This window comes from Sulfurovum sp. AR, assembly GCF_000296775.1.
Classification (GTDB): domain Bacteria; phylum Campylobacterota; class Campylobacteria; order Campylobacterales; family Sulfurovaceae; genus Sulfurovum; species Sulfurovum xiamenensis.
The window spans coordinates 58,317-84,687 of record NZ_AJLE01000011.1 but is presented as its reverse complement, the minus strand read 5'-3'; the positions used below and the strand labels follow the sequence as shown (position 1 = coordinate 84,687).

The 26,371-nt window shown below is 36.5% G+C and carries 25 protein-coding genes; 18 read left to right on the top strand and 7 right to left on the bottom strand.

Annotated features, from left to right (window positions below; all coding sequences use genetic code 11):
- Window positions 1–15 precede the first annotated feature (15 nt).
- Both SULAR_RS10625 and SULAR_RS10980 read left to right on the top strand, forming a co-directional pair.
- Window positions 16–267: a hypothetical protein gene (locus SULAR_RS10625; protein WP_008245904.1), complete on the top strand. Its 252-nt coding sequence runs from the start codon at window positions 16–18 to the stop codon at window positions 265–267.
- Between the two features lie 3 nt (window positions 268–270).
- Entirely contained in the window at window positions 271–981 is a 711-nt protein-coding gene (locus SULAR_RS10980) for a hypothetical protein (protein WP_008245903.1), read from the top strand.
- Between the two features lie 14 nt (window positions 982–995).
- Here the strand turns inward: SULAR_RS10980 and SULAR_RS10615 are convergent, their stop codons facing one another.
- The 3 genes from SULAR_RS10615 to topA are packed head-to-tail and all read right to left on the bottom strand — an operon-like array spanning window position 996 to window position 5,219.
- Window positions 996–2,174, bottom strand: a complete 1,179-nt coding sequence (locus SULAR_RS10615; protein WP_008245902.1) for a cation:proton antiporter — start codon at window positions 2,172–2,174, stop codon at window positions 996–998.
- Window positions 2,161–3,021 carry a biotin synthase gene (locus SULAR_RS10610; protein ID WP_008245901.1) on the bottom strand — a complete coding sequence of 287 codons (861 nt, stop codon included), beginning with the start codon at window positions 3,019–3,021 and terminating at the stop codon, window positions 2,161–2,163. Before SULAR_RS10610 ends, SULAR_RS10615 begins: the two co-directional genes overlap by 14 nt.
- On the bottom strand, window positions 3,021–5,219 hold the full coding sequence (gene topA, locus SULAR_RS10605) for a type I DNA topoisomerase (protein WP_008245900.1): 2,199 nt from the start codon (window positions 5,217–5,219) through the stop codon (window positions 3,021–3,023). Before topA ends, SULAR_RS10610 begins: the two co-directional genes overlap by 1 nt.
- A gap of 124 nt (window positions 5,220–5,343) precedes the next feature.
- Here topA and asnB point away from each other — a divergent pair, with 124 nt between their 5' ends.
- The gene (gene asnB, locus SULAR_RS10600) at window positions 5,344–7,140 is read left to right on the top strand and encodes an asparagine synthase (glutamine-hydrolyzing) (RefSeq protein ID WP_008245899.1); all 1,797 of its coding nucleotides are present in this window, start codon (window positions 5,344–5,346) and stop codon (window positions 7,138–7,140) included.
- A gap of 31 nt (window positions 7,141–7,171) precedes the next feature.
- On the opposite strand, the gene dcd is transcribed toward asnB, so the two are convergent.
- Entirely contained in the window at window positions 7,172–7,738 is a 567-nt protein-coding gene (dcd, locus tag SULAR_RS10595; protein WP_008245898.1) for a dCTP deaminase, read from the bottom strand.
- Between the two features lie 27 nt (window positions 7,739–7,765).
- Complete coding sequence (locus SULAR_RS10590; protein ID WP_008245897.1) at window positions 7,766–8,581, bottom strand: hypothetical protein; 816 nt, start codon at window positions 8,579–8,581, stop codon at window positions 7,766–7,768.
- 262 nt (window positions 8,582–8,843) lie between these two features.
- On the opposite strand from SULAR_RS10590, the gene SULAR_RS10585 reads away from it, so the two are divergent.
- From SULAR_RS10585 to SULAR_RS10545, 9 genes are all read left to right on the top strand, one after another.
- On the top strand, window positions 8,844–10,115 hold the full coding sequence (locus SULAR_RS10585) for a flippase (RefSeq protein WP_008245896.1): 1,272 nt from the start codon (window positions 8,844–8,846) through the stop codon (window positions 10,113–10,115).
- Complete coding sequence (locus SULAR_RS10580) at window positions 10,105–11,259, top strand: radical SAM protein (protein WP_008245895.1); 1,155 nt, start codon at window positions 10,105–10,107, stop codon at window positions 11,257–11,259. Before SULAR_RS10585 ends, SULAR_RS10580 begins: the two co-directional genes overlap by 11 nt.
- Window positions 11,259–12,410 carry a polysaccharide pyruvyl transferase family protein gene (locus SULAR_RS10575; protein ID WP_008245892.1) on the top strand — a complete coding sequence of 384 codons (1,152 nt, stop codon included), beginning with the start codon at window positions 11,259–11,261 and terminating at the stop codon, window positions 12,408–12,410. The genes SULAR_RS10580 and SULAR_RS10575 overlap by 1 nt, the downstream gene beginning before the upstream one ends.
- Window positions 12,407–13,648, top strand: coding sequence for a glycosyltransferase family 4 protein (locus SULAR_RS10570; protein ID WP_008245881.1), 1,242 nt, complete (start codon window positions 12,407–12,409; stop codon window positions 13,646–13,648). The genes SULAR_RS10575 and SULAR_RS10570 overlap by 4 nt, the downstream gene beginning before the upstream one ends.
- The gene (locus tag SULAR_RS10565; RefSeq protein ID WP_008245879.1) at window positions 13,641–14,471 is read left to right on the top strand and encodes a glycosyltransferase family 2 protein; all 831 of its coding nucleotides are present in this window, start codon (window positions 13,641–13,643) and stop codon (window positions 14,469–14,471) included. Before SULAR_RS10570 ends, SULAR_RS10565 begins: the two co-directional genes overlap by 8 nt.
- Entirely contained in the window at window positions 14,360–15,715 is a 1,356-nt protein-coding gene (locus SULAR_RS10560; RefSeq protein WP_008245877.1) for a glycosyltransferase family 1 protein, read from the top strand. The genes SULAR_RS10565 and SULAR_RS10560 overlap by 112 nt, the downstream gene beginning before the upstream one ends.
- Complete coding sequence (locus SULAR_RS10555; RefSeq protein ID WP_202947449.1) at window positions 15,700–16,785, top strand: glycosyltransferase family 1 protein; 1,086 nt, start codon at window positions 15,700–15,702, stop codon at window positions 16,783–16,785. Before SULAR_RS10560 ends, SULAR_RS10555 begins: the two co-directional genes overlap by 16 nt.
- On the top strand, window positions 16,786–17,538 hold the full coding sequence (locus SULAR_RS10550; RefSeq protein WP_038000609.1) for a glycosyltransferase family 2 protein: 753 nt from the start codon (window positions 16,786–16,788) through the stop codon (window positions 17,536–17,538).
- A gap of 77 nt (window positions 17,539–17,615) precedes the next feature.
- A complete protein-coding gene (locus SULAR_RS10545) occupies window positions 17,616–19,727 on the top strand; it encodes an STT3 domain-containing protein (RefSeq protein ID WP_008245864.1) in 2,112 nt (703 codons plus the stop codon).
- A 14-nt stretch (window positions 19,728–19,741) separates the two neighbouring features.
- Here SULAR_RS10545 and SULAR_RS10540 read toward each other — a convergent pair whose 3' ends face one another.
- A complete protein-coding gene (locus SULAR_RS10540; RefSeq protein WP_008245863.1) occupies window positions 19,742–20,746 on the bottom strand; it encodes a glycosyltransferase family 4 protein in 1,005 nt (334 codons plus the stop codon).
- Between the two features lie 133 nt (window positions 20,747–20,879).
- Here SULAR_RS10540 and SULAR_RS10535 point away from each other — a divergent pair, with 133 nt between their 5' ends.
- Together SULAR_RS10535 and gltX are read left to right on the top strand one after the other, a co-directional pair.
- Window positions 20,880–21,125 (top strand): helix-hairpin-helix domain-containing protein, encoded by a 246-nt coding sequence (locus tag SULAR_RS10535; protein WP_008245862.1) that lies wholly within the window; start codon window positions 20,880–20,882, stop codon window positions 21,123–21,125.
- Between the two features lie 144 nt (window positions 21,126–21,269).
- Window positions 21,270–22,658: a glutamate--tRNA ligase gene (gltX, locus tag SULAR_RS10530; protein ID WP_008245861.1), complete on the top strand. Its 1,389-nt coding sequence runs from the start codon at window positions 21,270–21,272 to the stop codon at window positions 22,656–22,658.
- 15 nt (window positions 22,659–22,673) lie between these two features.
- Here the strand turns inward: gltX and SULAR_RS10525 are convergent, their stop codons facing one another.
- Window positions 22,674–23,321: an MqnA/MqnD/SBP family protein gene (locus SULAR_RS10525; RefSeq protein WP_008245860.1), complete on the bottom strand. Its 648-nt coding sequence runs from the start codon at window positions 23,319–23,321 to the stop codon at window positions 22,674–22,676.
- Between the two features lie 108 nt (window positions 23,322–23,429).
- On the opposite strand from SULAR_RS10525, the gene SULAR_RS10520 reads away from it, so the two are divergent.
- The 4 genes from SULAR_RS10520 (at window position 23,430) to SULAR_RS10505 (ending at window position 26,222) form a co-directional block, all read left to right on the top strand.
- The gene (locus SULAR_RS10520) at window positions 23,430–23,651 is read left to right on the top strand and encodes a MoaD/ThiS family protein (RefSeq protein WP_008245859.1); all 222 of its coding nucleotides are present in this window, start codon (window positions 23,430–23,432) and stop codon (window positions 23,649–23,651) included.
- Between the two features lie 2 nt (window positions 23,652–23,653).
- The gene (locus SULAR_RS10515; protein ID WP_008245857.1) at window positions 23,654–24,088 is read left to right on the top strand and encodes a molybdenum cofactor biosynthesis protein MoaE; all 435 of its coding nucleotides are present in this window, start codon (window positions 23,654–23,656) and stop codon (window positions 24,086–24,088) included.
- Between the two features lie 8 nt (window positions 24,089–24,096).
- Window positions 24,097–25,302 (top strand): molybdopterin molybdotransferase MoeA, encoded by a 1,206-nt coding sequence (locus SULAR_RS10510; RefSeq protein WP_008245852.1) that lies wholly within the window; start codon window positions 24,097–24,099, stop codon window positions 25,300–25,302.
- Between the two features lie 266 nt (window positions 25,303–25,568).
- Window positions 25,569–26,222, top strand: coding sequence for a LexA family transcriptional regulator (locus tag SULAR_RS10505; RefSeq protein WP_008245845.1), 654 nt, complete (start codon window positions 25,569–25,571; stop codon window positions 26,220–26,222).
- Window positions 26,223–26,371: the final 149 nt, after the last annotated feature.

Sequence of the window (26,371 nt, the reverse complement as noted above, 5' to 3'; positions counted from 1 at the left end):
ATGAAGGTATAATATATGGCAGGTCCGAGAGAGGAAGATAGTATAGCCGGACTGTCACTAAAAGCTTTCTTAGTGACAGTCCTGGGTATCCTTCTCTTTGGCATCTATGTTGGTGTCTTGGTCTACGGGGAGAACTCACTAACTGTTTTGAATCAGTTAAAAGAGAAAAAACAAGGCTTGTCTCTTGAAGAGAAAATATTAAAAGTGGAAAATCAAAGACTTCAAAAAGAGTATTTTGAATTAAAACAGTTAGAACCTAAGGAGTAAAGTATGAAAAAGTATCTATGGGCAGTAATGGCGGTATTATTTATGAGTGCAAACGCATCAGGTTTTAGAGATATTGATATAGCAACACATTCATTTCTTTCAGATCTGAGAGATGCAGCAGGTTCAGATGATGAGTTCGCTGATGAGGAAGAAGATACGATTGATACTCCTGAAGCTGGAGAAGAAGATGCAACTGTAGAAGAAGACGCAGCAGGGGAAGAAGAAATCTCAGTAGAAGAGGTCAGCGAGTCTGAAGAGGATAAAGCAGAGGTAATCCGCCAAAAAGCTATGGATGAAGCGAAGAAGAAAGAAGAAGCAGAAAAAGCAGAAGCACTTGAAGCGAAAAAAGCAGAAGAGGCAGAGGCTCAAAAAGAAGAAGTACTATTAGCTGAGATCGCTGCTAAAGAAGAAGAGTTAAAAAAAGCAAAAGCACAAGCGGAACAAGAGCAACGAGAAGTAGAAGCGTACGAAAGAAAAAGAGCTGAGAAGCTTGCCAAAGAAGCACAACAAAAAGCGGAATTAGAAAAGATAGCTGCGGAAGCTAGAGCAGCAGAAAAAGCATTAGCTGAAAAAGAAGCAGCGGCAAAAAAGGTTGCAAGTGCATCGAAGGGTGTAGATATTGATGTGGATGCAGAAAAGAGAGCAGCAAAAGAGGCTGCAGATAAGCAGTATTGGGAAGCAGTACAAGAGATGAGAAAGGCAGATGCTGAGTAAGCTTTTCTGCTCTTTTAATCCTTATTGCTCTCTTTTTCATTAGAACGATTCCTCACCTGTATAGCTTTAATGATCGTCATAGAGATCAATATTTCAAAGATACTGGCTAAGATCAGCTGATAATAGGTCAACTGGTCTAATAACTTTGTGTCATACCCAATGGTTGCAACAGCAACAAGAAGGGTCAATGGCATAGAGAGAGAAAGTCCTATAAGTATAGCATCCTTCGAACTACCATGAATCCCTCTCAATACAATCGCAGCAAATAATCTAGCAACAATCATCAAGACCGTAATTAGCAGAGCGCCGGGAACAACGCCCTCCAGAAGAAGTGCCTTCAGATCAAAGGATGCACCGACATGGATAAAGAAGAGAGGTACCAGGAAACCGAAGCCTAGACTGGACATTTTTTCTTCAAGTTCTTTCTCATGATGGAAGAAGGCAGAGATCGCTATTCCAGCGATAAATGCACCCAAGGCAACTTCCAGTTCGAGCGACAGCATGACAGCGATCATGATAAAGAACAGGGCCATGGAGAGACGTATGTCTTGTGCGGAAGTGTCCAACTTTGGAACCAAAATGCTTTTGAGTTCCGGGTACCACCAAAAGAGCAGGTTGAACATTCTATAGAGTATATAGACAACAAAGATGAACAAAAGAAGGTAACCGACTTTAAGAATAAGTTCTATAGGTGACCCCGTAGTAATGTATGCATCGAAGATGGTCAGTGCGGCAATACTTAAGATCTCTCCCAGAACACCAGCGATAAAAGCTAAACGTATCCATGATTCCTCTTTCCCGTAGACTTTGGATAAAGAAGCTAACAAACCTATGGATATCAGTGGCATAGAGATAATGACAATCGTATTTAGATCAAAGATAAAACCAAAGATCATAGAAAAAACGACCATGAAGAAGAGGAATAGCATGGACCTCTGTATCACACTTTTAGGGCTTTTTGTGATCTGTTTCAGATCGACTTCCATCCCAGCCAAGAACATAAGATAGAGAAATCCGACCTCTGCAATGAGGGTGAAATATGGGTTATGACCCACCAATCCAAAATAGGCAACAATAGAGCCTAATATGATCTCCACAGGAGGCATAGGTAAACGTAAAAACTTGGCAACAAAAGGGCTTCCCCATATGAGCAGTGATAGTGTGAGTATATGGACGATGTTAGTGTGTATCACAGCTTGTTGCTACCTTGTAGCCAAGTCTATCGAGCATCTCTTGATCACTGCTTGCTTCAATACCTTTAGTGGTTAAATAATTCCCTATCACCATCGCATTTGCACCCGATTCGAACATGAGATTTTCTTTTCCGTTAAAGAGAAGTTCACGGCCACCTGCTACCATAAGAAGTTTATCTTCTCCTAGAAGTGCACGTGCTTTTTTGATAATTGCTACAGCTTCATCCAGTTCTATGTTTCTTGTTTTGATAGGAAGTGCAGGATTAGGATGATAGAAGTTGAGCGGTGTTGATTCCGGGCTGAGAGATGCGATTGCATTGAGAAGGGCATCTCTGTCTTCCTTGGTTTCTCCCATACCGAAGATCCCTCCAGAACAGAGTGCCAAACCTACAGATTTTACATTTTCGCAGGTCTCATAACGTTCACTCCAGGCATGGGTGGTACAGATATCCGCATAATAACGTTCAGAGGTTTCAAGGTTATGGTTGTAGCTATCGATACCATGCTGCTTCAGGTAGCGAAGCTGCTCTTTGCTGGCTGTACCATTGCATGCGATAAGGTTGAGGTCTTTGACTGCGGCTTTGACCGCCTGTGCAGCACGTGCAACAAAATCTACTTTTTTATCATCCAGTCCTTTACCGGCAGTAACCAGACAGTAGCCCAAAGCACCATTGGCTTTTGCCGCTTTTGCTTCAGAGACAATTTGTCCTATATCTTTGTAGCTGTAGCGTTCAATATCTGCATGATATCTGACACTTTGGGTACAGAATTTACAGTCTTCTTTACAGGTACCGCTAAGGATGTTGTTGATCGCACATAAAAATATTTGTTGTTTAGGGCTAGACATTACTTTGCCTCCTCTTTATGTTTACATTTAAAGCATTCATAGACATCACCGCTTTTGAGATGTTTGATCCCCATAGTATATCCACACTCCGAACATTTTTTGTCTACAGGCTCAAAATTGGCGATGAATTTACATTTCGGATAGTTCACACAGCCAAAGAATTTACCTCTTTTCCCTTCTCTTTCCTGGAGTTTTCCTCCACATTCCGGGCAGGGAACTGTGAGTTCCCTTGCCGGTTCAAGAGACTTTGCATTTTTACATTTCGGGTAAGCGGAGCAGGCAAGGAATTTTCCTCTTTTAGAGTTTTTGATGACCATCATCGAACCGCATTTTTCACACTTTTCATCCGTCTCTTCCGGCCCTTCTACTTCTGTACCGTCCGGATTTTTGGTGTATTTGCATTTAGGGAAGTTGCTGCATGCAATGAATTCGCCATACCGCCCTTTACGCAGGAGAAGTTCAGAGTCGCATTTAGGACACTTTTCACCTGTAGGCACAGCTACCTTGAGACTTTTGATCTTTTTCTTCCCCTCTTCTACCTTGTGTAAAAAAGGTGTATAGAATGCTTTTAGAACCGTTTGCCAGTCTGTGTTTCCTTCTGCGATCTCATCGAGTGTCTCTTCCATATTTGAAGTAAATCCGCTGTCTACTATCTCGGGGAAGTGCTTTTCAAGCATCTCTGTGACCGTAAAGGCCACCTCTGTAGGGTGGATACGTTTTTTCTCTACTTCAATGTACTTACGTGTTTGAAGTGTGGTCACCGTAGGTGCATAGGTACTTGGACGACCGATACCCAGTGACTCGAGCTTCTTGATGAGACTTGCTTCATTGTATCGTGCAGGAGGTTCTGTAAAATGTTGCTCCTGCTTGATGTTGTCCAGACTTACCGCTTGACCTTTTTCCAGTTCCGGCAAAAGTTTGTCTTTGTCGGTGTATCCTGTGACTTTATAGAACCCGTCAAAAAGGAGTTTTCTGCCACTTGCTTTGAAGGTACATTTATCTCCCTTGAAGAGGAGTGTCTGCGATTCCATCTCTGCTTCTGTCATCTGACAGGCTAAGAAGCGGTTGTAGATCAGTCTATAGAGTTTCAGTTCATCTACAGAGAGGTAGTCAGCCGCAGTCTTGCCGTCAAACTCGATCATGGTCGGACGGATCGCTTCATGGGCTTCTTGTGCACCTTTGGACTTAGTGGCGTAGTTCTTGGCTTTGGCTGGGAGATATTTGTCTCCGTAAGTGTTTTTGATATGTTCTCTCGCAGCAGTTACCGCCTCTTTGGCAAGATTGAGCGAGTCGGTTCTCATATAGGTAATGACCCCCATCGTACCTTTGTCTGTTTTCACCCCTTCATAGAGTTTCTGTGCGACCATCATCGTTTTTTTAGGTGAAAATCCCAGTTGGGTAGAGGCTGTCTGCTGCAAGGTCGATGTCATGAATGGAGGTGGTGTTTTTGTCTTTCTTTTCGTCTTCTCAAGTGAAGCAACGACAAAGGATTCACTCTTAGCTGATGAAACGATCTCTGTGGCATCTGCTTCCGTTTTAACTGTCAGTTTCTCTATTTTCAAACCGTTATAATCATAGATAGAAGCTTCAATGTCTTTTTCAAACAGTGCATCGATGGTCCAATACTCTTCAGGGACGAACGCTTTAATTTCACGCTCTCTATCTACTACCAGTTTCAGTGTCGAACTTTGTACTCTACCGGCACTCAGTCCTTTTTGGATCTTACTGGCAAGCAGAGGTGAAAGTTTGTACCCTACGATACGGTCAAGCAGTCTTCTTGTCTGTTGTGCATCCACCGAGTCCATATCGACTTTACGCGGTGTTTCAAGTGCATGCTGAATAGCATTTTTGGTGATCTCATGAAAGACGATACGGGGAAGTTCGGTAGGTTCTCTTCCGATCGCCTTGGCAATATGATACCCGATCGCCTCACCTTCACGGTCCTCATCCGTTGCGATAAATACTGTCTCTGCTTCTTTGGCAAGTTTTTTTAACTCTTTGACAGTGGGGTTCGCATCTCTTGGGATGGAGTATTTAGGAACAAGATCACCGTTTTCATCATCCACAGTTATACCAAAAGTACTTTTTGGAAGGTCACGAATATGCCCTTTAGAGGCGATGACTTTATAGTCTTTATTCAAGAAACTGGTAATGGTACGTGCTTTGGCTGGTGATTCTACGATAATTAGGTTTTTCATATTTCCTTACTTTATAGTGAACAATTTTTGGCATTGTAACACAAAAGAGAGTAAAAGCAAGAGAAGAGTATTATTTTAAGCAAGTATAATTGAGAAAACAAGCGATCAAGAAGGACTTCGATAGGTGTGTGCAATATTTGGGATCATCGGAACCTATGAGGAGGAAAAAGCCATAGAGGCTTTTGATACATTGGCTCATCGGGGGATAGATGCAAAGTATATCATTGCTAAAGATCATTGTTTTCTTGGCGTCCATCGTCTTGCCATTACAAATGTAACGAAAACACTCACACAGATATACGATCAGGATGGACTACAGATACTTTTTAACGGTGAGATTTATAATTATGAAGTCTTGGCGGAGGAACTTCAGCTTCACAAACCCAGTGAGATAGATGTCCTCTATACTGCATATAGGGTATGGGGAGATGATTTTGTCACACATCTTCGTGGGATGTTCGCTATTGCTATCATCGAAGAGGCTCAGGTCAAGTTATTTCGTGATCCTTTTGGAAAGAAACCGATCTATTACACTTTGGATGAGCAACGATTTATCTTTGCCAGTGAAATGAAAGCGATCCATTCTCTCATTCCTCTTACACTTAACAGAGAGATAGTGACACAATACCTCTCGTTTCAAACACCGCTTTCTCCAAAGACCTTTGATAAGAAGATTTATCAAGTAGATGAGGGGGAGATGTTAACCTTTGCTTTAGAAGGGAAAAGGATAGCAAGAAAAAAGTATTACACACCACTTAGAAAAACCCAAGTTATAGAGAACGAAGAGCATGCAGTAGAAGTATTGGAAAAATCACTTCTGGAGTCTGTGGCACTGCGCTTGCCTAAAGAGGTTAAGTTCGCCTGTCTTCTTTCCGGAGGCGTGGACTCTTCGCTTATCTCTGCAATAGCTTCTTTGGAACAAAGGGTAGATACCTTCAGTATAGGGTATGAGGGGTATGAGAAGTATGATGAACGCCCTTTTGCCAAAGTGGTAGCAGAACATATAAAATCCAACCATCATGAAGTCATATTCAGCAAAGCAGATTTCCTGCAAACCATAGAGGAGGTGGTCTCCTCTTTGGACGAGCCTTTAGCTGACCCTGCGATGTTACCCCTTTACTATTTAATGAAAAAAGTCCATAAAGAGGGTTTTAAAGTGGTACTGACCGGGGACGGAAGTGATGAACTCTTTATGGGGTACAGAACCTATAAAGAGTTTTATGCTCTTGAACAGGCTAGTGGACTGGAGTTCAAAGGGTGGTTACAAAACTATTTTAAATCGCATTTTTCCATGCATAAAGAGTGGGAGTGGTACAAACGTATTTTTGAAGAGAGTACACTGTTCCGCTCCACCGCTGAAATATTCACCGACCTTCAGCAAAACAGGCTTTTGCGTATGAATGTGAAAGATAATCGTTCTTTAGCAGCACTTGAGCCTTACAAAGAAGAGTTCGAACAGTATGGCCGTGTCTCACCTATGGAGTGGTATAGTTTTGTAGATCTTAAGGTGATGCTGGGAAATGTCTTTTTGCGTAAGCTTGACCGCATGAGCATGGCACACAGCATCGAGGCAAGAAGTCCATTTTTAGACAAAGAAGTGGTGGCTACAGCATTCTCCTGTACGCCTGATCTTCGTATGATGAAACCTTCCAAGGCCCTAGTGAAAAATGTTGCTAGAAAATATCTTCCTAACGAGATCGTTGATCGTAAGAAAAAAGGGTTTAACTATCCTTACATGGAATGGCTGCAGGAGAGTGGAGAGTTAGAAGTCATACATCGCATACAAGAAAAAATGAACCTTTTTAATGAAAGTGAACTTGAAATGTATTTGGAGAAAGGGAAACAGGGAATGTTCAAGCAACATCTTTTTTCACTCTATATGTTATGTAAGTGGTTGGAAAAGGTAAATCGTAGATCCTAGGTAATAAGTATACCATTACCTAGGGCTTTAATTATTTATTTTTAAGGATTCTTGGGAGGGTGATACCGGTTTGGCTTTGGTATTTCCCGGCTCTGTCACTATACGTTGTTTCGCACTGTTCATCTCCTTGCAAGAAGAGTACCTGTGCGATACCTTCATTGGCATAGATCTTCGCAGGTAGAGGTGTCGTGTTGGAGATCTCTATCGTGATATGCCCTTCAAATCCAGGCTCGAATGGTGTTACATTGACGATGATACCACAACGTGCATAGGTGCTTTTCCCTAGACAGATCGCCAAAGTATCACTCGGCATTTTAAAGTACTCTACGGTTCTTGCAAGGGCAAAAGAGTTCGGAGGTACGATACATACGTCTCCTTTGAAGTCCACGACATTGTTCTCGTTAAAATCTTTTGGATCCACCACTTCTGCATTGATGTTCGTAAAGATCTTAAATTCATCTGTAACTCGAATATCATACCCGTATGAACTCAGCCCGTAACTGACCACTCCTTCTCCTACCAGCCCTTCACAAAAAGGGGTGATCATCTCTTCGTTCAGTGATTTCTCACGTATCCATTTATCGGATTTTAGTCCCATGTTCTTCCTTCGTTTATAAATAAAATGTTATCTGATTACTTGTATATCAGCGTTTGTTTTAATCTTTTCAAAATAGTCTTTCAGCGCTTTGCTTTGCTGTTGTTGTCTCCATTTGGCGGCAACGGCACCTTGGGCTGCTTCAAAAGACATATTTACCTTGCCTTTCTTGGAAAGCACCTTGTAGCTGATATAGCGGTCTCCTGCATTAAAAGGGCGTGTAAATGAACCATTTTGTGTTTGTAAAATACTACCAAGCAAAGCAGGGTTGAGGTCTTTTGTCAATTTGGTCACAGAACGGCTTTTGACACCTTTTGGATTTTTTGTCTGAAGAAATTTCTTTATGTGCTCGTCAGAGGGAGCAGAGTATTCGATCAGACTGACAGAGGCAGGGATGGTAAATTCATCTTGGTGGTTTCTGTAAAAAAGCTTGAGTTCATCTTCACTTGGAGCAGGGATAGAACTGACCACATTCTCCTGAAAGAACTTCTCTTTTTTCATTGCCTCTTTGACGCTTGATCGGTAGCTGTTCCATGTTGTACCCTGTTCTTTCAAGATCTTTTGCATTTTAGGGACAGTAAGATTGTTTTGCTCGGCGATCGCTGATATTTTTGCATCGACATCTGCTTCGGCGATCTGTACATCTTTCATCGCTGATTTTTGTAAGCGATCCTGGATAAGAAGATCAGTGGCTTGCTCCTTAGAAACCTGCATTTGTTGTTGTACTGCACGTATCTCTGCCGTGGTGATAGGCTCCCCTTCAACAATGATTGCAATGGCATCTACCATTTTAGCCTGTGAGAGTGTCAGTAAAGTAATCAATCCAAATAGAATAAGTTTTTTCATATAGTTTTTCGTTTCCCTAATAAGTTGGAAAATTATAACATAAACATGTAAATATTATATGAATTAGTGCATTTAGGATATAATACTTCTTTATACAAAAAAGGGAACACATATGATTATTTTTATAGAGATTCAGATATGATGTATATTCTATTGAGTGATGTAACCGGCATCATTTTAAATAATAACAAACATTACCAAATTGGGAAAAATTGATATTTTGATCACTAAATTAAAATCTCTCAAAGATCATCAAGGTTTTATGAAGTACTTTAAAAACACTTCATGGCTTTTTGCAGAAAAGATACTACGAATGATCGTGGGGCTTTTTGTTGGTATATGGGTTGCAAGGTATTTAGGTCCCGAACAATTTGGACTTTTGTCTTATTCTATATCTTTTGTAGGACTTTTTACGGCCATCTCTACTTTGGGACTAGATGGAATTGTCATACGGGAACTTGTGAAAGATGACAGTAAACGGGATGTCCTGTTAGGAACAGCTTTTATACTTAAGTTGATGGGTGCTTTTTGTGTTTTGCTTTTCTTGGCTATCGCTGTGAATTTTACTTCAAATGATCATTATACAAATATGTTGATATTTATTATAGCAAGTGCTACTATATTTCAAAGTTTGAATGTAATTGATTTTTATTTTCAGAGCAAAGTACTTTCTAAGTATGTAGTTTATGCAAATGTCATAAGTCTTTTTATCTCTACTATAATCAAAATCATCCTACTGCTTAATGAAGCTTCGGTGATTGCTTTTGCTTGGGTGGTAGTATTTGATAGTTTTGTTTTGGCTATGGGATTTTTGTATTTTTATTTACACAATCATCTTTCTTTAAGATCATGGAAGTTTGAAAAAAATATGACGATTTTGCTTTTAAAGGATTCATCTCCCTTAATTATTGCAGGAGTAATTAATTCAATTCAAATGAAAATTGATCAAACAATGATAAAAGAGATTCTAAATGTTACAGAAGTTGGTTATTATGCAGTTGCTGCACAATTGAGTACCGTGTGGTTTGGTATAGGTGTTATTATATGTAATTCCCTTTTCCCGGCAATAATTAATGCAAAAAAAGTTTCAGAAAAATTTTATTATACAAGAATTCAAAAATTATTTTTATTTTTAACGGCCATTTCTTATATACTTGCAATAAGTGTATATTTTTTGGCGGATCTAATAATTTTAACATTATATGGCAAAGAATTTATAGCTGCATCATCTGTTTTATCAATACATATATTTTCAGTTATATTTGTTTATTTGGGTGTTTCAAGTGGACGGTGGCTTATAAATGAAAATAGATCAATGTTGAATTTTTATAGAAATTTACTAGGGTTGATAATAAATATTGTATTAAATATATTTTTTATTAAGAAATATGGTATTGTCGGTGCTGCATACGCATCATTAATAGCATTTATAATAGCATTTTATGTTTTTGATGTGTTTTTAATGGAAACAAGAAAAATTTTTATACTAAAAAGTAAATCTTTACTACTAATAAGAGAAAACAATGAAAAATAAACTAAAAGAATTGCTAAAGAAAAACAAAAAACTTTTTTTCATAGTAAAAGCATCAAGATTTCTATATACTTCATCTTTGACTAAAATTGATGGAAGTAAGAAAAAATATCCTAAAGTTATACAATTGCCTATTACCTATAACTGTAATGCCAGATGTGTGATGTGTAATATCTGGCAGATGGATCACAGTGGTGAAGCGACTGTCGAAGAATTTGCAGAGTTTATGAAAGATGATGTTTTCAAAGAGGTAGAATCAGTGGGAATCAATGGTGGAGAGCCATCTTTGGTAGCTAATCTTCCTGAGTATGCGAAAGAGATTTTATCACTTCCTAAGATCAAATCGCTCAATATTATCTCACACGGGTTTAGTCAAAAACCACTTTTAAAATCACTTGCAGTGATCTATAAAATGTGTTGTGAAAAGGGTGTTTTTTTTCATGTATCTATATCTCTTGATGGGGTGGGTGAGATTCATAACGTAGTCAGAGGCAAGCCAAATGTATTTGAAAAAACTATTTCAACGATAGATGAAATCATCGCTAATCAGTCAAAATACTGTGACAGTTATGACATTGGATGTACTATCGTTAATCAAAATATTGATTATCTTATTGAATTAGACACTTATGCAAAAAACAAAAATTACAATATCAAATATCGTCTAGGAATTGACAATAAAAGAATAGAGAGTGATAAGTTAAGAGATCAATATTCTGTTATCTATAGCCCACTTCGACAAAGCGCAAAAGAGTTTTTTCACTACAAGATATCGCAAACAAAAGTGCTGGAGGATCGATTTAAATACTATTCTATTTTTAGTTGGCTTAACTCTAAAAATCCAAAAAGAATACTTGGATGTATTTGGAAAGATGAGGGAATCACCCTTGATAGTAGAGGTGAAATTTACTATTGTGCCGTAGCAAGTGACAGTCTTGGGAGTTTGCGAAAAGAAAAAGGTAAAAAGATCTTTTTTGATGATAAAAATATCGAGTATCGGAAAAGTATTATCAAAAATAGCTGTGATGGATGTATTCATGACTATAGTGGACAACCAGAGTTCAAACATGCATGGAAGTTTTTGAGTAATACATTTAAAGATAGATATGCTATGAAATTGTATCAATGGAAGTTGAGGTTCATGTAATGAAAATAACAATTATAGGATGGTATGGAACCGAAACCATAGGAGATAGAGCTATACTTGCTGGGCTTTTTTCTTTTTTTGCAAAAGTATATGATGACTTTGAAATAAATCTTGGAAGCTTGTACCCATTTTTCAGCGAGAGAACTACCAATGAAGATTTTAGTTTTTATAAAGAGCTCACAAAAAAAGATTTTAAGATAGAGATTTTTAATTCTAAAGATTCAAAAGAGTTAATACATGTTATAAAACAGTCAGATGTAGTAGCTATGGGGGGTGGTCCTTTGATGGACATAAGTGAGCTTTTTATGGTTGAGTATGCTTTTAAAAAAGCACGAAAATTAGGTAAAAAAACTGCACTTCTAGGATGTGGGGTCGGACCGCTTTTTCATAAAAAATACCGTAAGTCAGTTTTAGAAATAGTACAGCATAGCGATATTGTTATTTTAAGAGATAGTAAGTCAAAAGAAAATCTGCAAGAGATTTACAAAGAGTTTAATAGGTATTTTGATGAAAGTGCCGTAAATATAAGTTATGATCCAGCCGTTGAATGTGTTTTGCAGTTTAATAAGGAAAATACTCCTACACAACAAGACTATATAGCTATTAATCTAAGAGAGTTTCCAATTGAATATAATAAGCAAAATGATTCTAAAAACATCAATGAAGAGTTGAAAAGATTTATTAAAAATGTAGCACTTAAGTATACAGATAAAGATATACGCCTCATACCTATGCATTATTTTCATATTGGCAATGATGATAGAGTTTTTTTAAATAGTATCGCTATGGATCTAAAATGTGAAAACATAAAAGTACAAAATCCAAATTTAACACTTAAAGAGACTATAGAGGTATATCAAAATGCCTATTTTAATATCGGCATGAGGTTTCATTCCATAGTATTACAGACTATAGCAAGTGCTAAAAACTATATACTTGATTATACAGAACCTAAAAAAGGAAAAATTTATGGGTTTTTAAAAGATATAGACAAAGATAGATTCTATGAAAGTAGATATATCTCTTTACAAGAAGGTGAAATAAGTACTGAAATTCTCCAAAATGAAAGTGAACAATTTGAATTAAATGTAGACGAGATAGATAAACATTTAAAAATATATTTAGAAAAACTAGAAGAAATGAAAAGATGAAAATCCTAATAGTGAATACATATGACATAAAAGGTGGAGCAGCAAGAGCAGCTTATAGGCTACATAAGGCTCTTTTGGCTCAAAATATAGATAGTCAGATGTTGGTGCAAAATAAAAGCAGTGATGATTTTACCGTATTGACAACTAGTAGCACAAAAGTACAAAAAAATTTAAATAAACTTCGACCATTTATTGACAATATCCCTGTTAAGCTTTATAAAGAACGCACGAAAACCCTTTTTAGCTCAGCTTGGCTTGGTTTTAGTGATATTGTAGATCTTATTAATGAGATAGATCCTGATATAGTTCATTTAAATTGGATAAATGAGGGGATGGTTAAGATAGAGGACTTGAAATGTATAAAAGTACCTATAGTTTGGTCTTTACATGATATGTGGCCTTTTACAGGTGGTTGTCACTATGATGAGGGATGCGGGGGCTATGAAAAAGAGTGTGGTAATTGTAAAGTTCTTGGAAGTAATAAAAACAATGATTTAAGTAGAAAAATATTTAATCGAAAACAAAAAACCTTTTCTCAAATAGATAACATGACAATAGTTGGGTTAAGTAAGTGGCTACACACTTATGCACAAAGAAGTAGTTTATTAAAAGACAAACGGCATGTTAATCTGCCGAATCCTATAGATACAAATATATTTAACCCTTTTAATAAAGTAAAAGCAAGAGAACTATGGAATTTACCAAAGGATAAAAAACTTGTTCTTTTCGGGGCTATGGGCGCTACAAGCGACCCACGAAAAGGATTTAAAGAGTTAAGCCAAGCACTGAATCAGCTTACATTCAAAGACATAGAATTTGTTGTCTTTGGCAGCAGCCAACCGCAAAAGGCATCCGACTTTGGATTTAAAACACACTATTTAGGTAATTTACACGATGATGTAAGCTTAGTGACACTTTATAGTGCTGTGGATCTAATGGTGGTGCCCAGTTTGCAAGAGAATCTGTCAAATGCAATCTTGGAAAGTTTGGCATGTGCTACACCTGTAGTTAGCTTTGATATTGGCGGTAATAGTGATATGGTAGTACATCAACAAACTGGATATTTAGTCAAACCTTTTGAAACAGATGATTTAGCATGTGGAATAGAATGGGTTTTAAATGCTTCAAATTATAGTGAGCTTTGTCAAAATGCAAGAGAAAAAGTTTTAAAGGAATTTGACAGTAGTCTGGTTGCGAAAAAATATATTAAATTGTATCAAGAGATATTAAATGACTAAAACAATTTGTCTAGATAAGAAGTATAGTACAACACAACTATTGACAAATGAAAATTCTTTATTAGTAGCAAAACCTGAAGATAAATTCGAAACACTCCTCTTTTTGCCCGAAGGTGAAAGTCGAAATGGTGAAGGTGGTCTTCGTACAAAAGGCTATTTAAAAAAAACTTTTGATAATAAACCACTAATTAGCATTATTACAGTTGTATATAATGGAGAAAAATATTTAGAACAAACAATTCAGAGTGTAATAAATCAAAACTATGATAATGTTGAGTACATTATCATCGATGGTGGGTCAACTGATAGAACCGTTGATTTAATCAAAAAATATGAAGATAAAATTGACTATTGGGTGAGTGAAAAAGATAGCGGAATTTATGATGCTATGAATAAGGGTCTTGAGCTAGTAAGTGGTGAATGGATCAACTTTATGAATGCTGGGGATAGTTTCTGTGATAAGTCTATTTTACAAGAAACAGTAAGTACTTATTTGTTCCAACAAAAATATGATATAGTTTTTGGATATGTAAAAATGATTGATGAAGAACATAACTATTTAGGTTACCGACATCCTTACAAACACTTAGAAGAGTGTGATTTTTTGAAAGATAATTGTGTCGCTCATCAGGCTGCATTTACACATAAAAAAGTTTTTGAACAAATTGGAAAATTTTCATGTGAGTATCAAGTACAAGGTGATTATGACTTTTGGTTAAGAGCAAAAAAAATAATTTTATTTTCTATCATATACCATTTGATATTGCTTGTTTTTTACACGGTGGAATTTCATCTGATCGAAATAACTATCCTAAAGCATTAAAAGAGCAATACCAAGCTTTAGTAAAAAATCAATTTATTACAGATAATGAAGCAAAAAGTCTTTATAAAAAAGCTGCACTTAAATTTCAATTGAAAAATTATATTAGAAAAATAGTAGGGCCATCAGTATCTAATCGTATCTCTTTGATGAAATTTCAAAAATTAAATTCTACTCATACGAAACTTATATATGATATGAGTATTCAGGGAGCAACTCGTGCAGGTGTCTATGTATTTGCATTCCATATACATGAAGAACTAGAAAAAAGTATAGGTAATAAAATGATTACTTTTAAAAATGTTTTTTCTTCAATAGGAAAAGAAAGTTTGTGGAGAAAAATCAATTCTTTTTTAAGACTTATTGTAATGGAATTTATAGTTTTCTATGGGAAAAAAAATGATATATTTTTTTTCCCTGCACCAGAAGTACCTTTTTCAATACTTTTAAGTAAAAGAAAATATATAGTGACCATTCATGATCTATATAGTTGGAAAAATAGTAATAAGACAACTGTATTTGCACGTTTTAAAAATAAGTTATTACCATTAATAGTTCAAAAGGCTATGTATGTCGCAACAGTATCACAGTTTAGTAAAGAGGAGATTATAAAATATTTGAATGTTAAAGCATCTGATATTGTGATCTTACCAAATGGATTGGATAGAAGGTACACAATGAATGATGATAAGCATGTGATATCAGGTTTGAAAAATAAAAAATACATATTAAATGTTGGGTCATTAGAACCTAGAAAAAATATTGAATTTTTAATAGATATTTTTGACCTATTGAAAGATAAATATTATAAGGATTTAAAACTAGTCTTAACAGGGGGAGAATCTTGGTGCACAACCAATATACTTCATAAGATAAATATGTCTAGTTACAAAAAAGATATTATTATTTTAGGCAACGTTGAATTGGAGGCTTTACCTTGGCTATATGAACAAGCTCAAGTAATGGTATTCCCTTCAAAAGAGGAAGGATTTGGTATCCCTATAATTGAATCTTTATCACAAGGAACACCAGCCCTAGTACAAAATAATTCAGCAGTAAAAAATTTTAAAGAGTTTGGTGCGATTGTTATGGAAGATTATGATGTTTTATCATGGGTTAATACAATACACGAGATTATAGATAATGAAGTTCGTATAGATAAAGATTTAGTTTTTAAGGTAAAGGAACATTTTAATTGGGAAAAAAGTGCAAAAGTTTTAGTAGAAACTATATGGACAAGAAAATAAATATCGTATATGATAATATAATTTTTTCTCTTCAAAAAGCTGGTGGTATATCTATATATTGGTATGAGCTTATGAAAAGATTATTAACAAAGCATGATACTAGTGTCTTTTATGAATCAGATAATCAAAATATTTTTCGTAAAGAACTTGCATTAGAAACAAATAAAGAGAGTAATTTACCTTTAAAAATTTTGAGATATTTTCCTTTTGTAAACAAACTACCTGAAAAATCAATTTTTCATAGCAGCTATTATAGAATTTGTTTACAAAATGATGTTGTTAATATTACTACTGTTCATGACTTCACGTACGAATATTTTCGAAGTGCTTTAGCAAAGTTTATTCATAAATGGCAAAAAGGATTTGCTATTAGAAATAGTGATGGAATTATCTGTGTATCAAATAATACAAAACAAGATTTACTCAAGTTTTATCCTCAGATTGAAGAATCTAAAATCAAAGTTATATATAACGGCGTTGGAAATGAATTTCAACCCTTAAGTGATTCAAGACAATATCTTAATAAACACTTTGAAGTTTTAAAAGATCAAAAATATTTTTTATATATTGGAGATCGTAGTAAATACAAAAATTTTGACATAGTTTTAGATGTATTACAAGAACTACCAGGTTATCATTTGGTTGTAGTAGGTGGAAAAGAACTTCATCAAACTGAGTATAATAAAAATATAAGTGAGCGAGTAATCCATTTTCAAGGTATTTCTGGAGATGAGTTAAATATACTATACAATAATGCTTTGTGTTTGCTTTACCCCTCTAGTTATGAAGGGTTTGGGATACCTATAGTGGAGGCAATGAAAGCTGGATGTCCAGTTATTAGTACTAATATGTCTTCTATCCCAGAGGTTGCTGGAGAAGCTGGACTTTTGGTAGATGATATAAAAGTAAATAATTTTATAAAAGAGATTAAGAAATTAGAAAATGATAATTTTAGAAATAACTTAATTAACAAAGGTTTAGAGCAATCAAAACAATTTAGTTGGGATAAATGTTTTGATGAAACATATAGTTTTTATCAGGAAGTTTGGAGTAAAAAGTTTGGAGATTAGATTTTGAAAATATCCATCATAACAGTTGTATGGAATAATAAAGATACTATTAAAGATGCTATAGATTCAGTTTTGAATCAAACTTATAAAAATATAGAATATATTATAGTCGATGGTGCTAGTACAGATGGAACTGTTGAGGTTGTAAAAAGTTATGGAAATAAAATTACTAAATTTATTTCAGAAGCAGATGATGGACTTTATGATGCTATGAATAAAGGTATAAAATTAGCAACTGGGGATGTTGTAGGTATACTGAATAGTGATGATTTTTATATAGATGAATTTGTAATAGAGAAGATTGTCAAAATATTTGAAGAGAAAGAAGTAGATAGTGTATTTACTGATTTGGTCTATGTTAAAGCTGATAATCTGGAGAATATTGTACGTTATTATGATAGTGGTAATGGTTTCCCAAATAAATTTCAATATGCTCTATACCCAGCGCATCCAACATTTTTTGTTAAAAGATGGGTGTATGATAAATATGGGTTATTTAAAACAGATTATAAAATAGCAGCAGATTTTGATATTATGGCTAGATTTTTATATACATGGAAGATTTCATTTAGCTATTTAAAAGAGCCTATTATTAAAATGAGAGTGGGTGGGGTTAGTACATCGTTAAGCAGCATATGGATCAATAGTTTAGAGCAACTGAGAGTATGTAGAGAAAATAATATAAGAACCAATATATTTAAGATATTGCTTAAGTATCCAATTAAAATATTGGGTTTATTTAAAAAGAGATAGTACTAACTTTTTTCTCACCGACATTAAATAGATATCATGTATAATGCAAAGATAAAATTGTGAAGGTTGATAATAGAATGAATAGTAAAAATGGATATGGAACTAAAGAGATTTTGTGGATGATAATTGTCGCATATGCATTTAGTTTTGCAATACGTATGATTTGGGTCTATCAATTTCAAGACAATCCAAACTTTTTTTGGAACAATCAACTGATGATCAACACCAATGATGGATATACTTGGGCGGCAAGTGTTCAGAATATCCTTTATGGTATGCATAAAACCAATCCACTTATACGTGATATATGGGCTAATGGCATTATATTCTTTACCGTCCTTTTTGCAAAGATTACACCATTTAGCTTAGAAACCGTCATTCTTTATATGCCTGCATTAATATCTAGTCTAGTGGTAATACCTATTATACTTATTGCAAGGCTGTATAATCAAGCACTTTGGGGATTTTTTGCTGCGCTGCTAGGTTCAATCGCATGGAGTTACTATAATCGTACGATGATTGGTTATTATGATACCGATATGTTCTCAGCTATGGCTCCAATGTTCATTCTTTATTTTTTAATGAAAAGTACAATGGATTTTAATTTACGGAGTGCATTATATGCAGCTGTTGCAATAGCACTTTATCCATTCTTGTATGATGCTGGACAATCTATAGTTTATGCTATGGGGATCATTTATACTTTGTATATGATCTTTTATCATCGTAATGATAATACTACGTATCTATCTTTAATATTAGTGTTTATAGCCCTCATTCCCTTTCCTTTAGTGGACCCATTTAGTTACATTTCAAAAGTAGTTGTACTTATTACCCTATACTTTATATTAAAAAAATTATCTATAGAACAGAAAATATTGATGATTGTCTCAAGTATATTATTTATTTTGTTTATGTATTATGGAGATGTCTTCGGATTAATACTTCGTAAAGTAATGGCTTATCTTGCTACGGGAACGTCGAGTGAAGGTTTGCACTTTTACTCGGTAGTGCAAACCATTAGAGAAGCAGGCCAAATTCCATTTTCTACTTTTGCAAATAGAATTTCAGGTTCACAAATTGGGGTCATTCTTTCTTTTGTGGGATACATAGTGTTGGTCGCAAGACACAGGGCATTTATCTTAGCACTACCACTTATAGGCATAGGTGCTTTTGCTTTATGGGGCGGACTTAGATTTACTGTGTATGCCGTACCCATAGCGGCAATGTCTGCTATTTATCTGTTTCATGTCATTGTTACAACAATTTCAGATAAAAAGAGTATCTACATAACTGCAATGACTATATTGACTACGAGTATGTTGTACCCGAATATTGCACATATCATCGAATATAAAGTGCCTACGGTTTTAAATAAAGCAGAAGTTGAAGATCTTGATGTATTAAATAAAATTGTTAACGATAAAGACTATACTTTGGCATGGTGGGATTACGGATATCCTATCTGGTTTTATGCCAATACAAATACAATTATAGATGGAGGGAAACATCAGAATGACAACTTCATCATATCGAAGATCATGCAGACAGCTTCTCCTGAGTTAGCAGCAAACTTAAGCCGTTTGGCTGTAGAAACTTATGTTGATTCAGGTTATAAAAATATTGCAGACACACTATTTAAAAACAAACAAGAAGATCAGCTGGATCCTAACCTTCTTTTATCTGAATTAGAAAGCGGCACATATACACTTCCTAAAAAAACAAGAGATATCTATCTCTATCTCCCATACAGGATGATGAGGATTTTCCCTACTGTAGCTGTTTTTGGTAATTTGGACTTGACAACAGGAAAAGAAGAACGAAAGATCGCTTTTTATCCTACACAGGCGGTAAGTAACAAAGAGGGGTTACTTACTTTCAGTAATGGCATTGTGTTTGATATAAAGAGAGGGGTGATCAAGTTAGGTCAGCAAGAAAAAGATGTGAAGCAATTTATTGTCACGCAAAACACAAAAGATGGTAAATTACAGCTACAGTCACAGATCTATCATGCTGATGGTGAATATGTAGTGGTCTATATGAAAAGCTATGGACAGTTTGTGGTCATGGACCATGAGACATTCAATTCTATGTATGTGCAAATGTTTATGTTGGAGAAGTATGATAGAGATCTCTTTGAACTAGTGGTCTCCTCACCTTACAGTAAAATTTATAAACTTAAGATATAAGGCAAAGACTACTTTTATAATGACATTTCTTTTTTGTAAAGATATTGGTAGAGAAGGGTATAGCAACCGATAAAACACAAGACGATTAGAAGATTTGCTTGAGAATTATGGGCATAGAGGGTGGCATAAAAAATAAAAGGTGCCGTACCTAAAACAATAAACACTGATGTGAGCGGGTTGTTATGGGTGATATGTTTATAGATAAGCATATGTAGATGATACTCGTCTGGTTCCATAGGAGAACGTTTGGCTTTCCTTTTTCTGTAGATAGAAAAAAGTACTTCCCAGACAGGGTAGATCAATACTGCAAGAATGTACCATGGGCTGACTGTAGCATAATTACTTGCAAGGAAAATCCCTATCAGTGCTGTAATGAACCCAAGTAAATAAGCACCGCCATCCCCAAGAAAGATCTTCCCTTTAGGAAAATTGACCACAAAGAAGGCGAGTACTGCTGAAGTAACGATCATAGATATTTGTAGGATTTCATGACTTTCTACTTGTACAGCTATAGTACTGAATGAAAGAAGGATCAATAATATAATACCTGAGGCAAGTCCATTGAAGCCATCAATAATATTGACAGCATTCATTAAGCCTACAATACTAAAAATACTGAATAATACCCCGCCCCAATACGGTATATGAATATCAAGACCCAGATAGGTAATGACAGAACCGGTTAATAAAACAGCACTTGTGGCAGCAATGAACTGTAATAAAAGTCGTCTTCTTGGACTTAATGAATTATGAAAGTCTTCAAAGATACCGCTTAGGAAGGCAAGGATTATGGAAAATAGAAGTTTCCATCCTAAGGGTGTTAGAAGAAGAAAACACATACCTACGATAATACCAATCCCTCCTGCCCTTGGCGTAGAGAAATGATGAAAGTTTTGAGGCTTTTCCTCTGTATGGGAATCAATAAAGAAGTCATGTCTATGAGAAAAATGGATTACCAAAAATTGTAAAGTAAAAGATAGGATAAATGCACCTAGGATGGACCATTCCAGTTGATTCATGGTTGACCTTTTTGGGCTAATTCTATCACAATCGACATTAAAAATATTTTTTGTATAAAATACCTCTTTTTTAACCATATAAGTATAGTTCATACTGTAATATAACTAAAAATAAATTTATCAAGGGAACTACATGATTAGAAAATTCATAGCAGGATTTTTAATTTTTGCGACAACAGCACTGTTTGGAATGAGTCTGGATGAACTTAACAAAGCATCCAAAGAAGAGTTAATGGAAGTGAAAGGCATCGGTGCTGCTAAAGCAGAGGCTATTATCGCAGAGAGACAAAACGGTAAATTTACTTCTTTTGATGATTTTCAACGCGTCAAAGGAGTTGGTGAAAAGGCTGCATTTAATGTAAAAGAGCATGTTAAGTAAAGCTCAAACATTGAAAAATACAAATGATTAGTCAGAAGTGCTTTAGCCCTTCGGCTTCTCCTCCTCGTTAAAAATATAATCCGCTTTAACCACATTTTCGCTACAATTCACTAATTTATTTTAGACTTTATTTAAGGCATGATCATGACAGTTACACGTTTTGCACCTTCTCCTACAGGTTATCTTCACATCGGTGGGCTTAGAACAGCACTTTTTTCCTGGCTTACTGCACAGCACAACAAGGGACAGTTTTTACTCCGTATAGAAGATACCGATATGGCACGTAATTCTGAAGAGGCTACAGAAGCGATACTCAAGGCATTTGAATGGGTCGGTCTGAGCCATGATGGGGAAGTGGTCTATCAGTCTAAAAGATTTGATCTTTATAAAAAATACATTGATCAGCTTCTTGAAGAGGGCAAAGCCTATAAATGTTATATGAGTAAAGAGGAGCTTGATGCTCTGCGTGAAGAGCAAATGGCGAAAAAAGAACGTACACGTTATGATGGGCGTTACCGTGATTTTACCGGTACACCACCAGAAGGTGTTGAACCGGTGATCCGTATCAAAGCTCCGCAAGAGGGGACCATCTCTTTTGTGGATGGTGTAAAAGGTGAGATGAACATTGCCGCATCTGAAGTCGATGATTTTGTCATTGCGAGAGCAGACGGGTCACCAACGTACAATTTTGTCGTTGCCATAGATGATGCATTGATGGGGCTGACAGATGTGATCCGTGGGGATGATCACCTTTACAATACGCCTAAACAGATCGTAGTCTACAATGCTTTGGGGTTCCCGATTCCAAAGTTTAACCATGTTGCGATGATCAACAATGAACAAGGTAAAAAACTCTCTAAAAGAGATGGGGCTACGGATGTCATGGATTATAAAACAATGGGATATCTCCCTGAAGCACTTTTGAATTTTTTGGTCCGTCTTGGCTGGAGTCATGGAGACCAGGAAATTTTTAGTATTGAAGAGATGATAGCGCTATTTGATCCTAAAAATATTAACAAGAGTGCATCCAACTATAATCTAGATAAACTGCTTTGGTTGAATTCTCACTATATTAAAAATACGCCAAACGAGGAACTTGCCATACTGCTTAAAGATTTTGGTGTGGATATCCATGGACACGATAAGCTCGAACTGCTTCTTGATGCAACCAAAGAGAGAGGGAAAACACTGGTAGAACTTTCAGAGCAGATCAATCTCATACTTACAACACCTACGCAGTATGATGAGAAGGCTTCCAAAAAAGCCTTTAAGGGTGAAGCCAAAGAGATATTGAGTGATTTTGCTTCGATGCTGAAAAGTTGGGATAAGACACTGCATCTTCCATGTGACTACCATGAAGTGATGGAAAAAATTGTTGAGACAAAAGAGATCGGTTTTGGGAAGATCGGTATGCCGCTTCGTGTGAGTCTACTTGGTTCGATGACAGGGTCTGGTCTTGATGAGATCATGGCTATTTTAGGTGTGGATGAAACGGTATCGCGTATAGAAAGAGCGATTCAGACTATAGAGTAGTTTGTAAGGTATAACCTACAAACGTTTGGTTTTACCTAAAAACAACTTCAAAGATCTCTTTGCTTTATTATCCATTTCATAATGGATATGACCCAAATACCAGGTAAGCTGCTTGGGTGTGATACCTCTTTTTTTTGCTTCTTTTTTGAGGATGTATTGTGGGATCTTTACTTTGGTTTGTGAAAATGCACGCGCCATTTTTTGTATAGCTTCTTCATGTTTATTGTAGCAGAGCCTGGCAAAGACAAAAGGAAGTCCGGTCTCTTTGTACCAGGCTTCAGCCAAGTCAATACCTTCTCCCTCATGTAGATAGTGTTTGAGGGCAGCATCCCCTATAAGCACTTTTCCTTTAAGACCTAACAGGTGTGCAAGTTGATTGGAAGTGGCGGATGCCGGATCCATTTCACTTTCTCCTTCTAAAAGTAGAACACTATAGACTTTTTGATTTGCGATGATACCAAGATCCGTGCATTTGCATCTCGCGGATTCTACAGAAGAGATAAATGCCGCATTGATCTCTCTTCTTTTGAGTGCTTTATTGATCTGTGAAGGTACAGCACGTTTGTAGCGAAAGGTCATTTTAGAGGCATTGTTAGAGATATAGCGTTTTAAGAAGACTTGAAAAGGCAGGAGATTAAGATAGCTGATAGACCCGAATAACACAGTGCAAAGCTCCTCTCAAAATCCTGTTTAAGCGTAATTATAGCAAACAACTTTTATAATCGCGTCATTATTGGGGATGAAATAATCCTTATTTTGAAAGAGTTTTTTATGATAAAAGTAGAATTTTTAGGTCCTATCGGTAAAGCACCAATGGAGATGGAAGCTTCGACATTGGCAGAGGTTTCGGCACAACTCAAAACAGATAGCAGTTTGATCCAATGGCTGGATAAATGCGCAGTAGCACTGAACGATACGATGGTGAACGATCTGGCAACTGAACTTAAAGATGGTGATAGAATTTCTATTCTGCCTCCAGTGTGTGGTGGATAAGCGTGGAACTTTATCATGGCCCCTTAGATGTCAAAGAGATCTTTGGCCGTTGGCTTGATGAGCAGGCAGAGTCAAACTATGGTGCCTATATTCCTTTTGTGGGAACAATACGTGCAGAAGATGATATAGAAGCACTCAGTTTTGATATCTATGAACCTGTACTGCAAAAATGGTTTGATACATGGCAGGAGAAAGCAGCTGCTCTAGGCGCAGTGGTTAAAATGGCACACTCCATTGGAGATGTCCCTGTGCATACTTCTTCTTATATCTCTGCGGTATTTTCTCCTAAACGTAGAGTAGCATTAGAGCTTATCGATGAGTTTGTGGAAGATTTTAAAGCGAACGCGCCTATATGGAAGTATGATGTGAAAAATGGCAAGCGTATTTATGCTGCTGATAGAAGCACCCCTATGGATGGTGCTGGATTGTTAGGATAAGGATAGAAATGGCATTTATGCACTTTGATGAATCGATGCAGATGATAGACGATCTTGCAATCGAAAATTATAAAACAAAACAACTCCCTTTAATGGAATCACAAGGATATATACTTGCACAGGATATTGTAGCAGATCATAACTCTCCTGAGTTCCCCACTTCTGCAATGGATGGATATGCGGTTATCCATAAAGATCTCAGTCTTGGTAGACTACATATCGGAAGCATTAATCCTGCTGGATCTGACTTGAAAGAAGAAGTGGTAAGCGGTATGTGTATCAAGACGTTTACCGGTTCATTGATGCCACATGGTGCTGATACGCTCATCCCGATAGAAAATGTAGAAGTGGATGGGGATGAGATCATCATCAAGACAGAAGTTCCACAAGGGTTCTCTGTACGTGAACCGGGAGAGAACTATGCGAAAGGACAGATGCTTATCCCCAAAGGGACGAAAATCGACTTTCCACAGATAGGGGTGATGGCAAGCTTGAATATACCACAAGTCACAGTCTATGAGAAGCCAACAGTGGCGATTATCTCTACAGGGTCAGAGTTACTTGAACTTGGTGAAGAACAGACAAGTGATGCACAGATACGCTCATCCAACAATTATATCCTCGAAGCTATTGTCAAGAAATATGATGGTGTACCTTTGCAGTTAGGGTGTATCAAGGATGATAAAGAGACGATCACAAAAAATATTTTTGATGCATTAAATAAAGCTGATATTGTGGTAACCACTGGTGGTGTGAGTGTAGGTGATTTTGACTTTGTGAAAGATGTCATCTATGAGCTTGGGTGTGATGTTGTGTTTAAAGGTGTACGTGTCAAGCCTGGACAGCATATTATGGTTGCACGTAAAGAGGATAAATTTATCATCGGACTCCCGGGATTTGCATACTCTTCTACTGTGACAGCACTGCTTTACCTTGTTCCGCTCATTGAGAAGTTGCAGCAAGGTCAGAGTGCGATGCACAGGGTCAAAGCAACACTCAAAGAACCATTTATCAAACGTGCCAAAAAAGCAGAATTTACTGCATGCAACGTCTCTTTAGAAAAGGGAAGATACTATGTTGACTTTGAAGGTAAAAAAGTAGGATCCTCAGCCATTCTTACTAACATGCTTGGCAATGTAGCCTTGCTTGTGACCTCTGAAGATGATACTTCTAAAGAGGTAGGTGACGAGGTGAGCGTTTTACTTTTCGGGTAAGGGCTCTTCCTACCTAAATATTATAGAGAGAGGATAGACTCTCTTGCTTTTAAAAACATAGCAAATTCCGCTGCTGTTGTACATCCCATTTTGATCGCATAGCTTAGTAATTCTTTATTTTTTGAGTAGATCATTTTCACTCCTTTGTTTTTAAATATGTCAAATTGTATAAATAAACTGTAAAATATTTAAAAAATATGTCAAATTGTCATACTTTTAAGAAAAATATCTTATAATTTGTCATATATAATAAAAAAGGAGTGAAAATGTTAGTACTCAGTGAAATTATAGAAAAGTTAAAAGATGTGCTCTCTGAGAGTACAATAGGAAAAAAAGTATTTGATAAAGATGTGGCACAGGCACTGAATATCCCTCAGGCTACATTTGCGACCATGAAAAAAAGAAATTCCATTCCTTATGAAGAGATACTGGAGTTTTGTGCGCTTAAGAAGATCTCTGTGAACTGGCTCTTTTTTGACCAGGCGGTGGATATGCTCAAAGAGGAGACTGAGAAGTTTTTTCAGGTACACTACTTTTCAGATATCCGTGCCAGTGCGGGAGGGGGTGCAGAGGTCTTTGATGAGAACTATGAAGTGATCAATATCGATGAGAAGATCATGCGTAATATGGTAGGGCTGGGAAATACTGAACTAGAGGCCATTCATGTGGACGGTGAATCCATGGAGCCCACTTTGCAGGATGGAAGTATCGTTTTCATCGATAGAACACAAACCAATATCAATAAAAGCGGCATCTTCATCGCATCAACTACGGGAGGGCTGTTCATCAAACGTATCCAGCAGCGTGCAGATGGAATGATAGAGCTTATCTCTGATAACAGTATGTATCCACCTCAGGCGATCGCCCCTGATGAAGTGATGATTGTAGGTAAAGTCGTAGGGAATATCGAAAGCCTATAGTTTTCGATATTGCAAAGCAATCAAGAGCAACCAGTTTCGAGAGCCTACTGCTGACAAGCAACTAAATTGCAGTGCAAGTGAGGCACTAAATGCTGAATCGTAAGTAGTCTCAGCGACAAGCGTAGCTTTTAGGACTTTGTTCTAAAAGT